Source organism: Bacillus andreraoultii, assembly GCF_001244735.1.
Lineage (GTDB): Bacteria > Bacillota > Bacilli > Bacillales > Caldibacillaceae > Caldifermentibacillus > Caldifermentibacillus andreraoultii.
The window spans coordinates 411,156-425,380 of record NZ_LN868935.1; the positions used below are offsets into that span (position 1 = coordinate 411,156).

The following is a 14,225-nucleotide window of genomic DNA, read 5'->3' on the forward strand; positions in this document are numbered from 1 at the left end:
TCTTACATTGAGACGCGTACCAATGCGCAAAGTATATTCTTAAACATAACAAACGGCATACCAATTGATATGCCGTTTATCATGTTACTTTTTTTGTTTGCTTTTCCAGATACTAAGAATTAATATTCCCCAACCAATTATGACCAATAAACCAATGGCCCTATGCCATAAAGGTGCATGCACAGGTAGTAACATTCCGCTAATAAAATAATGCCATAATAATTAATACAGCAAACAAAATTTGATTTTTTTTATTCATAAAATACACATCACTTTTTAAAAGACTATCAAAACAAAAGCTTTAGAGATATATGTAGCTACCGTTTTATTAAAATGACACTTTTTAACAAGAAATTTTGTCATTGCATCTGCAATAGTGCCACCAGAATTTACAGAAAAGTGTAGAAATTTATTGATAGAATGCCAAATGGAACAATTATAGTACTTAATAATAACATTCCACTAAGAACTCCCGAAGTCGTTTTTTATTCCCAATTCCTGCATAAATCCATCTTTCGCTTATATTATTTGAACTTTACCATTATACTAAACATTTCACTTAAAAGGAAGGGGAAAGTTACAGGGGGATTTGAGGTGTCTATAACTCTTCTAAATGACCATTTCGGTAAATTGAGCGTCTATACCTCCTCTTGTTGACCGTTAATCATTTTCTATACTAAACAAAGAATCTTCCATAACCACCTCATTAACCCTTTAATCAATTTCCCCACCAAACTAAGAATCTCCCATAACCACTCTAGTTCACCGTTTTATCAAAGGCATCAAAAAATCCTCACAACCATCTGTGAGGATTTTTCTCTAACTTAACCGGAGATGGATTATTTCGTTTTACCTGATAAGTTTTCCAATAATTGCTTAACATCTATGCCGGAAGATGCTTTCAAAGATTCTTGCAAAGTACTCATTAAATTAGTTGCATAACCGGTAACTTTATTTGCTCCACCGTTTTGGTCACTTGATCCTGTATCGACAACTGTAATTTGGTCAATATTCGCAAGTGGAGATGCAACTTGTTTTGCATATTCAGGAAGCATTTTTAAAATCATGTCGAGTACTGCTGCTTGCCCGAATTTCTCAAATGCTTCTGCAACTTTTTGTTTTGCCTCCGCTTCGGCAATCCCTTTCAAACGAATAATTTCCGCTTCCGTTGTTCCTTGTGCTTTTTGGGCTTCGGCTTTGGCTAAACCATCAATGCGAATTCGTTCTGCTTCGGCTTTCGCTAGTGCTTCAATTCGGTATTTGTTTGCATCTGCATCGGCCATTTTTTTTGCTTTTTCTGCGGCTGCTGCTTGTTCAACAGCATAACGATCGGCATCAGCTTTTTTCTTAACTTCTGAGTCGTATTGTTTTTCGCGGCGTAAAATTTCTTTTTCTTCTAATTCAATTTGCTTTTGGCGCTCAATAATTTTAACTTGCATCTCTTGTTCGGTAACTTGTTGTTTCGCACGGGCACTTTCTAAGTCATATGCTTGGTCTGCACGCGCTTTGGCTACATCTTGTTCAAGACGATATTCCGCAATTTTTAATTGATTCTCTTTTTCTGCCTCCGCAATTTCAGTTGCCCGTTCTAATTCTGCCTTTTGCGCATCTTTTGAAGCTTCTGCCTTTTTAATTCTCGTTTCTTTTTCGGCTTCAGCTGTAGCAATATCGGCATCACGCTTTACTTGAGCGATACGTGGTTTCCCTAGCGATTCGAGGTAACCATTTTTATCACGAACATCTTTAATCGTAAATGACACAATGACTAATCCCATCTTCGCTAAATCTTGTGTTGCCACTCGTTGTACTTCTTGGGAAAATTTATCGCGATTTTTATAAATTTCTTCAACTGTCATCGATCCTAATATTGATCGTAAATGACCTTCCAGTACTTCACGTGCTTCATTTTCAAGATCTTGTTTTGTTTTTCCTAAAAATTGTTCCGCCGCTGTTGCGATTTCACCGATAGAACTACCTACTTTAATAATTGCAGTTCCATCCGCCATGACTGGAACACCTTGTTCAGTGTACACTTCAGGTGTTGAGACTTCTAATTTACTAGATAATAAGCTCAAAGGTTCTGCTCGTTGAAAGACTGGTAAGACAAATGTCCCGCCACCGCGAATAATTTTCACTTTATTGCCAGATTCATCTAAATTTACATTCTTACTTCCTAAATAGCTTCCAGTTACAATAAGTGCTTCGTCAGGTCCAACCGTTCGATATTTCGTAATAAAAACACCGATAAGTGCTAAAAGAAGAACAACGACAATACCAATAACAATCCATATTGGGTTCATTCTACATACCTCCAATAAATCATATTTTCTTTTTCATAAGCGATGAGTTTTCCCTCGTAACTCACCTACAACTCATATTTCTGATACACGGCTTTCTCATCATACGGAATAACTTGTAAGACTCCCTGTTTGACATCAACAACTAAAACTTTTACTCCTTCTAGAATTTCAGATTGATGGAAACTAATAGCCGACTTTGCAATTCTTCCACTATTACTTTCAATTAAAACTTCTCCATAACCATCATTTGGGACGGGGATAATCACCGTACCAATCCTCCCTTTCAACGATTCATCGGTATAGGCGAGTGACTCCTCAGCCGACGACAAAGGAACTAAAATAAATACATTTAGTAAAGTTGTTAAAATAAAACTACCGATAGCTGAAATGACGAGTATCCAAACACTCTGAATGGAGGTCACTAGCTCAAAAATATAACCTGAAGCAGAGAGGAAAATAAGAAAAGCAAGCAATAAAGTCGGGTTTAGAAAAGGTGAAACATCCCCAACTCCATCTAAAAAATCACCAAATAACATGTAAAAAAGAATGAGTACACCAGAAATAATTAAAATTGCTAAATAAATCGTTTGAATCGGATAGCCAAAAATCTCGATGGTAAGCCCCCCTTTTCAAAAAAAGATTTCGTTCCATCATATTGAGAGAATGATACTTATATTACGGTTTTCCCCTAGGCTAAGTTTCATTTTTTAAAAATAAATTTATACAATATGCTCACATCAAAAAAACTCAATAAAAAACAACTAGGACTTTGAAGCCTAGTTGTTTTGTGAATAAGAGATTTAATTATTCTCTCGTTGTTGACCGATTTCGCCTTGATTAACGAATATATTTGCTTCTTCTAAATTTTTATGTTCATTTACAGAATTGCCTGGATCGTTATGTTGCTTTTGATAAGGATGGCGCGTATTCATTTCTGTATTTACCGAATAAGTCTCTTCACTTGGTGCATTTGACAATACATCATTTGTTTTCTTCATCATCTCTACCCCCTTTCATTTTCCGACGCATCTTTACTATTCCCGTAACAAATAATGATTAGTCATTCCCTTTTATAGTAGTCCGACTATTGCTTATTTTATATACATATGATATCATAATAGTATAATTACAATATTAAAAAGGAGGCACTTTTATGATTGAAAAGAAAGCTTTTACAATAAATGGATTCGTAGGGATTTTATTACTCATTTTCCTCGTCGGTGCAGCGATATTTTCCGCTCTTCATATGTATTATCTATCGACTGGCCTATTCGCTCTAGCTGGACTATTCATATTTACGGGAATTACAATCGTACAACCAAACCAAGCAAAGGTAATTACGTTTTTCGGAAAATATATGGGAACAATACGTGAGAGCGGGCTTTACTTAACAATCCCATTAACATCAAGAAAAACGGTTTCGTTACGGGTACGCAATTTTAATAGTAAAAAACTAAAAGTAAATGACGTGGAAGGAAATCCGATTGAAATTGCTGCGGTTGTTGTTTTTAAAGTCGTTGATTCTGCAAAAGCAGTGTTTGAAGTAGATAATTATGAGGAGTTTGTCGAAATTCAAAGTGAGACAGCCATTCGTCATGTTGCTGGCAAATATCCTTATGATACGTTTACAGATGAAGAGGTTACTTTACGAGGTGATTCTGATACAGTTTCAGAGGAGTTGGCAAGAAATATTCAAGAACGGTTAGCTGTTTCTGGTGTAGAAGTGTTGGAAGCAAGACTTACCCACTTAGCTTACTCAACAGAAATTGCCAGTGCGATGCTTCAACGCCAACAAGCGTCTGCGATTCTCTCTGCACGGCAAAAGATTGTTGAAGGGGCAGTATCCATGGCACAAATGGCTGTAGAACAATTACAAGAAAACGGTACTTTAGATCTTGATGAAGAACGAAAGGTAAATATGGTCAATAATATTATGGTTGCCATCATATCCGACCGCGGAACACAACCTGTTGTTAACGTAGGAAGTTTGTATTAGTGGTGAATAATAATGGCGAAAAAGAAAAATTTTCCGCTTCGAATTGATCCAGAATTATATGCGATTATTGAACGTTGGGCACAGGATGAGTTCCGTAGTGTCAACAGTCATATTGAATACCTTTTACGTGAAGCTGCTAAAAAGAATGGACGCTTAAAAAGGAAATCCGATAATTAAATCGAAGGACTGCCGGATAAGCGAATCCTTTTTCCGTACAGTCCTTCATTACGATTCAAGTGGTAAGTAGACGGACATCGTCGTTCCTTTTCCGACCTCACTAGTAATCTTTAATTGTCCATTATAATTTTCGATAATACTTGAGGTCATTAACATGCCTAGGCCTGTCCCTTTTCGCTTCGTTGTAAAAAACGGCTCACCAATATGTTTTATTTGCTCTTCTGTCATGCCCATTCCTTCATCACGAATTGACACTTCAATATGATTACCTGTTCTTTTTATATTTACAAAAATCGTCCCTGTTTTACCGGTCATTGCCTCGATTCCATTTTTAATTAAATTGATGAAAACTTGTTTTAACTGTTGACCGTCACACATTAATTTTGGTACATGTTCCTCTTTGATTAATGTTATTTCTATACCAGCCAATAACGCTTGGGTGTTCATTAATTTTATGACATCAGTTACTAGATGAACAATATCTTCCTCTTGTGTCTTTTTCGCTTGCGGCTTTGCTAAAACGAGTAGTTCGTTCGTTATCGAGTTAATTCGCATTAATTCATCTGACATAATTTTTATATAATCATCTTTAACTCCGTAACTATGTTCAATTAATTGCAAAAATCCCATTAATGATGTTAGTGGATTGCGAATTTCATGGACAATCGATGCAGCTAATTGACCTACTGCCGATAGTTTTTCTGATTGAATGAGTAATTCTTCCGTTTTCTTTGCTTCTGTTACATCTTTAATGATTAAATAAAATCCTTCTAATACTTCTTCAATATAGATTGGTACGACCGTTAATACTGTATGTAACAATTGACCATCCTTATTCAACATTTTTATATTAAAAGAATCAACAGTACCTTCACCATCTAAAATGTTTTGGATGCAATCCGTTAAAATTGGAATATCATCTGGGTGAAATAATTGCTCCATATGTAAAAGAAGAAATTCATCTCTTGAATAACCACTCATTGCTTCTAATGCAGGGTTAACACCAATTAATTTTCCATTTAAGTCAAAAGAACAAATTCCTTCAGGGTTATGATATTTTAATGATCGATATTTCTGTTCACTACGTCTTAGATTCCACTCTAATTCTTTTATTTTCGTAACATCTCTAATAATCACGAAGACGCCAACAATTTCATCCAAAACCACAACAGGAAAACATGTAATATCACAATGAATAATGGCCCCATTCCGATGTTTCAAGTCGAGACTCATTGTTTGTGTCTCACCACTAATCACTTTATTAAAAACAGATTTTAAATAGAGAGGATCAATTTCATCTACTAACACACCTTCGAAAAACTTTTTATCAAGAAAATATCCGATATGATAACCTGTGATCCTTTCCATTCCTCGATTTGCACTTGTAATATTACCTTCTACATCTACTAGTAAGATTCCATCGTGATTTTGTGCAAATAATTGTTCATAATGAGCATCGTTTTGTTTTTGTTTTATTTTTATTTCTGTCACATCGTGAAAAAAGACAGAAATCCCCTCAGTGAGAGGATAAGCTCGAGCGTGAAACCAACGATTTAATGGTTCTGGATAAAATTCATCAAACTCAATTGGGATTTTCTTATCCATAACTTTCCTGTAGTTCTTATAGAAATTATTATGTATAGCTGCAGGAAACTCATCCCACAGACATTTTCCAATTAATTCACTCGAGTCCTTCCTCCCAATCATTTCAGCCCCTTTCGTATTTATGTATTTAAAAATCCAGTTGCTATCAAGAACAAAAAAGGCGTCTGTAATTTGTCCGATAATTTCTTCAAAGTTTAAGTTAGATTGATTTGCTTCCAAACAAGTCCCCCCATCCGATGCCTAGACCTTTCAAAATATGTACAAATCACCCTAGTTTACTATGAATTCATATATATAGCATATCATGCTTATTTATAATTTACAAAATCTTCCCTTTTTATAGTATTAAGCTAACGTTAAAATATTGTAACAATTGTGTTAAGGTTTGGAGTATTCATCCACATCTTTATCAGAACATCTAGCAGTTCGTACCAAAAAGACCCTCCAAGCTCTTTTCACCCCAGATATGGTACCGACTTTCCTAAACAAATGACTCAATTTCATAAAAGCTTTTTATAAAAATCCATCTACCCAGAAATGGAAAATTGATTATTTAATTTGGGATATCTATGTTTTTGAAAAAAGTGGCCATCACAAACTAGACCCTACTCTATTTAATTTTTTTAAAGGGGCAATCGTATGAAGATATTATATTTTTGTCGCAAGTTTATGCAGCATGGCGGACGAATAACGTATTATTCGATCACAGGCTAATTTTGAAGAATTATAAATAAGTGTAACAAGATCAAAATGAACTTTTGCACGTTGGCTCTAAGCGTTAGAATTATGAAATTGATTCAAATAATAAAATATTGTTTTTTTGCAACCTCAAAACAGAAAACCACCCTCTTTAAGGACAAACCATCTTGTATCTGAATAAAGTAAATAAAATGTCACTAAAATCTTATACCTTTTTTCTTGATAACGGGTTAAAATTAACTTTACACGACAACATACAGCAAAGAGGGATAAGATTGACAGAAACAAAAAATAAATATCAAGAGCAATCACTTTTTAGCATTACATGGCCATTGTTTATTGAAATTACATTGCATATGAGTATCGGGATTATAGCAACATTGATTTTGAGCCATTACTCCGACCAAGCAGTTGCTGGAGTTGGTGTTGCAAACCAAATTTTAAATATTGCTATTTTAGTATTTAATATTACATCCATTGGTGCAACCATTTTAATTGGTCAAAGTCTCGGTGCTAGTCAATTCGACAAAGCACGACGATTATCCCGCTCAGCCTTTGGGTTTAATTTTTGGATTGGAATTGTCATTACAGTTGCTATCGTTTTATTTGGCGATTTTTTCCTTAGCTTTTATGGACTCGCTGAAGATGTTTTTCCTTTCGCTTCCATTTTTGTGAAAATTACAGGGATTTCACTTTTTCTCGAGGCAGTGTCTCTTGCTCTAAGTGCCGTTTTACGTAGTCACGGCTACACGAAAGATGCCATGATTGTCACGGTCATTATGAATATGATTAGTATTACCGGGAACATCATCTCCGTAACAGGAATTTTCGGACTACCGATTACAGGAGTTGTTGGTGTGGCCTGGTCGATCGTTATTGCAAGAGTTTTTGTTATTATCGCCTTTATTTATTTAGTAAATAAACGACTCACTTTACGACTTTATGTAAAAGACTTAATCCATTTTAATAGAAATGATATACGTGAACTATTAGCCATCGGACTTCCATCAGCAGGAGAAAACTTATCTTATCAATTTTCTCAAGTAGTTATTACTGGATTTGTAGCGGTTTTAGGGTCCGGTGCTTTAGCGGCAAGAATTTATATTTTGAATATATCCATGCTTTGTTATTTATTCACATTAGCCATTGCTCAAGGAACACAGCTACTTGTAGCCCGATATATCGGGGGAAAACAATACAATCGAGCCATGCATCGTGGAATCAAAACATTAAAAATTTCTATGCTCGTGTCTCTTTTAACATCACTTGTCATTGCTTTTATCGGAAAACCACTGTTAGAGCTATTTACAAATGACCCTGAAATTATAGCGATTGGGTTACCAGTACTTTGGGCCATTGTCTTTATTGAACCTGGGCGAGCAATGAATATTGTTTTAATGGGTTCTTTAAAAGCTGCAGGGGACGTGAAATTTCCTGTCATTATTGGTGTCATCTCCATGTGGGGAGTTGCTGTTCTCTTTAGCTATATGTTAGGTATTGTCTTTGGTTTAGGATTACTTGGGGTTTGGATTGCTCAAGGTATGGATGAATGGGTACGCGGAATATTCGCCTATAAACGTTGGTTAACAAAACCATGGACTCGCAATGAAATACTTATGAAAAATGCTTAAATCTCCAAGGGGGGCTGTCCAAAATGGGGATATCCAAAAAATGTAATCATCCAGAATGTTGATATATCAAGAGTTCTCTTGATAAGAAAGAGAGTTTTTCGTCTTTGATGTAGCTGTTTGAGCCTTCCTTGTGTGCTTAAGCGTAAAAGGAAAGGAAAAATTAAAATTTTGTACTTTTCTACTAACCATGAATAGGGGCCACCGGAGATCAAATACGACTTTCTGGACAGCCCCGTTTTTTATGTTATTTTGGAAGTTCTTTTATTGATATCAGACTGTCCTTCTACATACCCTTCGTTTCAGCGCATCTTCTTTTTTTAATAGACAGAACTTTTATATCTGGTAAAATGGGTATAGGAAAATATTACTAGTTAATTAGTCTTGCTAACTTTAAATTAAGGGTGAAGTGACATGAAAAAATTTAAAAGGAATTCCCTTAAGCGATTTCTAATCATTTATATTCCTATACATATCCTTATTTACTATGTCGTTTTAAATTTTTATCACAATCCTGTTGCACAAATATTTGCTGGCATTTTGTCCTTAATGGGACCACTTATATCAGCTAGTCTACTTTATCTCCTAATTAGACGGATGAATGAAGGAGAGCGTTTATTTTGGAGACTCATACTTTTTGGGATGGTATCGTATATTTTGGCAGAACTTTTTTTAGACTTTTTTATACTTAAAACGAACACTGAACCAACATTTCCATATATTTCAGATTACCTTTTCTTATTACAGCCAATGATCTTCTTAACTGCTTTCATTTTTCTTGTCGCCCATGATTTACGTAAAACAAAAATGGCTATTACCATTGTCGATATATTAATAATCGTTATCGTCATTACTTCGTTTAGTTGGTATTTATTAATCGGTCCTATTTTTCAAGGTAGGGATGCCTCGATTCGAGAACTGATCGTTTTAGTATCCTATCCACTTCTTGACTTACTCATATTATTTGGTATCGTACATGCTCGTTTTTTTATTAAACAAAATACATCAACAAAAATGGCGTTAAACATTTTTCTTTTCAGTATGACCATTTCCTTTATTTGTGATTCAGTCTATCTTTATGCAGTAGCAAACGGAACGTATGTAACTGGTAATATATATGACCCTTTATGGACGATGTCTATGTTTTATATTGGTCTTACTACTTTATACGTAGATCGTCAAGCAAAAACCGAATCGTCATTGTTAAGAAAAAAGGATTTTACCCAATCTCACTTTTTACCTATTGTTTGTATTGTACTCTTAACAATTGTATATGGCATTTATGATTCAGGAATCGATGAGTTATTTATTGGGTTAGTACTTAGCTTTTTCCTACTTTTTTCTCGCCAATTTATTATGTTGAAAGAAAACAAACAATTGAACGGCTTACTTCAACATGCGAAACAGCAATTAGAAGAGAAAAATCAACAACTTGAAGAAACAATATTAGAACTGGAACGCCTGAATGAGATTCGCTCCATTGAGGCACGGACAGATTTTTTGACAGGTATATATAACCGGAGATACATCGATAGTGTCGTCCATACATTAATTAAAGAAGCGAATGCGGAAAATCAACCCTTTTCATTATTACTAATTGATATTGATTATTTTAAGTCGGTGAACGATCGTTTTGGTCATGATGTAGGTGACAGAGTTATTCAGAAAGCTGCACAGATTTTTCGTGAATCTATTCGAACATCGGACCTACTTGGAAGATTTGGTGGGGAGGAGTTTATCATCCTATTGCCTCATTCCAATTTACAAGCAGGCATTCGGCTAGCCAAACGAATTCAAAAGAAAGTTCAAGATTATACAATCAATATCGATCATACGTCTATTCATATAACTGTTAGTATCGGTGTAACTGTATGGGAGCCAAACGATCAATTTAACACCCTTTACAAGCGGGTAGATGAAGCACTTTATGAAGCGAAAAAGAAGAGAAACACAGTTGTTATAAAAACAAAGCAACAATCATTTTAAATGGAATTTCAATAAACCATCGGGAAAGATTTCTCAAGGTTATACACATTCGTCATACTATGAATAGAATGAAAACCGTTTTTTCGACAAATATGTAATTTTCTTGTATCTTAATAGTATCAGAGAATCATTTTCCTAGATTTATTCCAAAATTCATGTCTAAAGGCGGTCAAATCATGATGAGATTAAATGAGCATGAAAAAAGGAATTTAATAATTCTTTCTGTTGGCGTCTTCTTTTATTTTATTACTTTGTTATTTTTAAAAGACTATCCTGTTGTTCATAAGGACTCCCACTATTTAGCTTTACACACGTTCCTCGAGTTATGTAGTATTATCATATCTACTAGTATAGCTATACAGTCTTGGATTGTATTTTCATATCGACAATCAAATGATCGCTTATTATACTTTTCTGGCTTTTCCATCATCGCTGTACTGGACCTATTACACTTATTAACCTATAACGGTATGCCTGGTGCCATATTCATCGAAAGCTCTGTCAATATCGCAACATGGTTTTGGGTTTTAGCACGGCTTACACAAGCATTATTTATTATCTTTATTTTATATGCAAAGATAAAAACCGTTTCTCTTTCAAAAAGATATATTTATTTACAGAACACGATCATTTTCCTTTTTGTTTTAATGACGATTATGACGTATTTTCAAAATGAACTGCCTCTTCTTGTCATTGAAGGTCAAGGTACAACTGTATTAAAAAAATGGTTCGAGTATTTCATTAGTTTTCTATTATTTCTGTCAATCTCAAAATTAGTTCGATTATATAAGAGTAAGGGAAAACCGGTTACAATCGATTTCATATTAGCCCTTTCCTATTTATTATTAAGTGAACTTATTTTTACGCTCTATTTAAGTGTCTATGATTCGTTAAATTTACTAGGCCATCTTTATAAAATAATTGGATTTGGGTTTTTTATGAGAGTCCTTTACATATCAACGGTGAAAGAACCTTTTGAAAAACTAATTCGAGCGCGAAAAAAACTAACGCATAATGAAAAACGATTTAAAACAATTACCGCTTCTCTTGGTGAGGGTGTTTTTGTAATGGATCACAACCGTCGACTCACTTTTATTAATCGAGAAGGAGAACGACTCCTTGGATATGAGTTCGATGAAATTGTCGGAAAAGTCATTCATCCACTCATTCATGGTAATGAAAATGGAGGTATTCTCCCACTTACTGAATGTGCGATTAATAAAAGTTACGAAAATAAAGAAACGGTAAGAGTGGATGAGGATATATTTATTCACAAAAGTGGACGAGCATTCCCAGTATCCTATGTAGCCACACCATTAATTGAGAATGATAAGTTATTAGGCTCGGTAATTGTGTTCCAAGATATTTCTGAAAAACAGGAGTATTTAAGACGGATTGAACATCAAGCCTATCATAATCTATTGACAGACTTACCTAATCGCCACTATTTTGTTAAGCAATTAAAAGAAGAAATTGATACGAGTGATTTGACGAATGAATTTGCAGTCATCATTATTGATATTGACGATTTTAAAAATATTAACGATACTTACAGTCATGCTGTTGGAGATGATGTATTAAAAATTTTCGGAAAAAGACTCGTTACTCTTTGTAAGGATTCTTTTGTCGCTCACATTAGCGGCGATGAATATGCCATTATTATGCATGGAGATAAGGACACAATAAAGGATCAAGTAGAAACCATTGTCGATGAGCTCGGTGAAACAATCACCATTGGACATCATGAAATTTTCGCTTCCAATAGTATCGGTGTTAGCCTGTTTCCTTATGATGGAGTCGATAGTGACAAGTTAATTCAAGTAGCTGATATTGCTCTTTATGAAGCAAAAAGATTAGGAAAGAATCAATATATTTTTTACAATGATGAATTAGAATATCGCCATATACGAAAAAACTGGATTGAACAAAATTTATACACTGCATTTCTTAATCATGAGATTACTGTACATTATCAACCGATTGTCGATTCCCATGCAAAAACGATTATTGGTTTAGAAGCACTAGCACGGTGGTACCATCCGCAAGACGGTTTTATCCCACCTCAAGAATTTATATCAGTTGCTGAAAATAACGGTTTAATTATCCCCATTGGCGCTCATATTTTAAATACAGCTTGCCGGGATTTAGCTCTTTTACAAAAGAAAGGTTTTAAAGATTTATATGTTAGTATTAATCTTTCATTAAAGCAAATCAAACATCCCGACTTTCATTCGGTCATTAAAGACGTACTTGAAAAATATCATATTAAACCGAGACAGGTTCAATTTGAAATTACAGAAACTATGACTTTACAAGAAGATCCTGATTTAATCACATCCATACTTAAATTAAAAAATAGTCATTTCCGAATTGCCATTGATGACTTTGGTAAAGGTTTCTCTTCCATTGGTTATTTAAAGGATCTTACTGTTGATACGTTGAAGATTGATAAATCTTATATTTTTAATGTATTAAACGATGAAAAAGTCGCCCAACTAACAAGAGCAATCATAACACTTGGACAATTATTAGATTTGAATATTGTTGCAGAGGGCGTTGAATCAAAAGAGCACCTGACATTTTTAAGCAACTATGCCAATGTTTCTGTTCAAGGCTTTTACTTCAGTCGGCCCTTGCCATTTAAAGAATTCGTTGAAAAATTATTGACAACGCAACCGTTAGAAACATAATGTTATTTGAATACTAGGGTGGTTAGATTTTAAGTAGTTACACATATTGTGTCCGTTTTGTTCATGACAACCACCCTATTGGACACTTCAATTAGCTTTTGTACTCGTTTTTACCATTAGACCACTTCTATTGTACACTTGCACCAGTTTCCACGCCTGTTTTGTCCTTGACAACCATTTTACCCGAGCTTATGAACCTAATTTCTCGCTTGATTTGACCTTCGTTAATAACTGAAAAGTAAATAAATCCCACTTATTTTTGTGTTCGATTTTTCTAATACACCATATGATGTTATGGGTACTTATACAAAAATTTAAATGATTGGAGGAGGTAACGTGAGCCCTCATTGGGGAGTTGACTCCGCAGCTTTAGTGACAAAAGAACTTTATCATTGTGTTTTATATAAATTCGGAAAGCCAGAATTTTGGGGGAGACATTTGTCCACAGTACAAGGAGCATCAGAAGGTATTACCGCGCAAGAAGTCCAACTATTGCATAACAGTGGTATAAAGGTTATACCGATTTACTATGATTTTCTTGAAGCCATTGGTTACGACCGAGGAAAAACGGTAGCTATTAATACGATTTTTCATGCAAGGAGACTTGGAATACCTAAAGGGAAAGTGCTGTTTGCAAATGTAGAACGATTCTTTCAAGTCGACAGTGACTGGATTTGCGGCTTCGTGGATGCATTTATTCCTAGTGGATACCTTCCTGGAATATTTCAAAATCCAGTTACAGGTGATTTTAACCAGTCTTATTGCCAAGCAGTTTCAGAAAATCCAAAAGTGGCAAACGAACTTATTATTTGGAGTGCTGAACCGAAACTTGGTGTAACAACACGAAAGGACGCCCCTACTTATAATCCAATCAAGCCTAATTGCCGTGCTAATATTTGGGGATGGCAATATGGGCGTGATGCTGAAACGTATCCAATCGATACAAACTTAATTGTCAGAAAGCTATTTAACCTTCTTTGGTAATAATTTTTTGTAAGAGGTTCCCGTATATGTATGTGTTTATCATTAGATGAAAGCTTCTATGCTCATTAAACGGTTAAAACCATGCTACTATTCCAACTGTTTTTAAAACTGATTTGACCCCTGGAGGTCACGTAACCTGTATCTACGTGACCATTCCAAC

Annotated in this window: 10 protein-coding genes; 6 read left to right on the forward strand and 4 right to left on the reverse strand. The window is 34.8% G+C overall.

The window, feature by feature from the left end; all coding sequences use genetic code 11:
- Positions 1-839: 839 nt before the first annotated feature.
- The 3 genes from BN2144_RS02310 to BN2144_RS02320 all read right to left on the reverse strand — a co-directional run bounded on the left by BN2144_RS02310 (position 840) and on the right by BN2144_RS02320 (position 3,298).
- Positions 840-2,300: a flotillin family protein gene (locus tag BN2144_RS02310; protein ID WP_042337491.1), complete on the reverse strand. Its 1,461-nt coding sequence runs from the start codon at positions 2,298-2,300 to the stop codon at positions 840-842.
- Between the two features lie 65 nt (positions 2,301-2,365).
- The gene (locus BN2144_RS02315; protein WP_033826730.1) at positions 2,366-2,914 is read right to left on the reverse strand and encodes an NfeD family membrane protein; all 549 of its coding nucleotides are present in this window, start codon (positions 2,912-2,914) and stop codon (positions 2,366-2,368) included.
- A 186-nt stretch (positions 2,915-3,100) separates the two neighbouring features.
- Complete coding sequence (locus tag BN2144_RS02320) at positions 3,101-3,298, reverse strand: hypothetical protein (RefSeq protein ID WP_033826731.1); 198 nt, start codon at positions 3,296-3,298, stop codon at positions 3,101-3,103.
- Between the two features lie 155 nt (positions 3,299-3,453).
- On the opposite strand from BN2144_RS02320, the gene BN2144_RS02325 reads away from it, so the two are divergent.
- A complete protein-coding gene (locus BN2144_RS02325; protein WP_033826732.1) occupies positions 3,454-4,296 on the forward strand; it encodes an SPFH domain-containing protein in 843 nt (280 codons plus the stop codon).
- 12 nt (positions 4,297-4,308) lie between these two features.
- On the forward strand, positions 4,309-4,473 hold the full coding sequence (locus tag BN2144_RS19000; RefSeq protein ID WP_033826733.1) for a type II toxin-antitoxin system antitoxin: 165 nt from the start codon (positions 4,309-4,311) through the stop codon (positions 4,471-4,473).
- A gap of 48 nt (positions 4,474-4,521) precedes the next feature.
- Here the strand turns inward: BN2144_RS19000 and BN2144_RS02330 are convergent, their stop codons facing one another.
- On the reverse strand, positions 4,522-6,297 hold the full coding sequence (locus BN2144_RS02330; protein WP_050632177.1) for a PAS domain-containing protein: 1,776 nt from the start codon (positions 6,295-6,297) through the stop codon (positions 4,522-4,524).
- A 755-nt stretch (positions 6,298-7,052) separates the two neighbouring features.
- Between BN2144_RS02330 and BN2144_RS02335 the strand changes: the two genes are divergently transcribed.
- From BN2144_RS02335 to BN2144_RS02350, 4 genes are all read left to right on the forward strand, one after another.
- Positions 7,053-8,408, forward strand: coding sequence for an MATE family efflux transporter (locus tag BN2144_RS02335; protein WP_033826734.1), 1,356 nt, complete (start codon positions 7,053-7,055; stop codon positions 8,406-8,408).
- A gap of 411 nt (positions 8,409-8,819) precedes the next feature.
- Entirely contained in the window at positions 8,820-10,391 is a 1,572-nt protein-coding gene (locus tag BN2144_RS02340) for a DUF4084 domain-containing protein (protein ID WP_033826735.1), read from the forward strand.
- 176 nt (positions 10,392-10,567) lie between these two features.
- Positions 10,568-13,081, forward strand: coding sequence for a bifunctional diguanylate cyclase/phosphodiesterase (locus BN2144_RS02345; protein WP_050632178.1), 2,514 nt, complete (start codon positions 10,568-10,570; stop codon positions 13,079-13,081).
- 336 nt (positions 13,082-13,417) lie between these two features.
- Positions 13,418-14,065, forward strand: a complete 648-nt coding sequence (locus BN2144_RS02350) for a glycoside hydrolase family 25 domain-containing protein (RefSeq protein ID WP_230199687.1) — start codon at positions 13,418-13,420, stop codon at positions 14,063-14,065.
- Positions 14,066-14,225 lie beyond the last annotated feature (160 nt).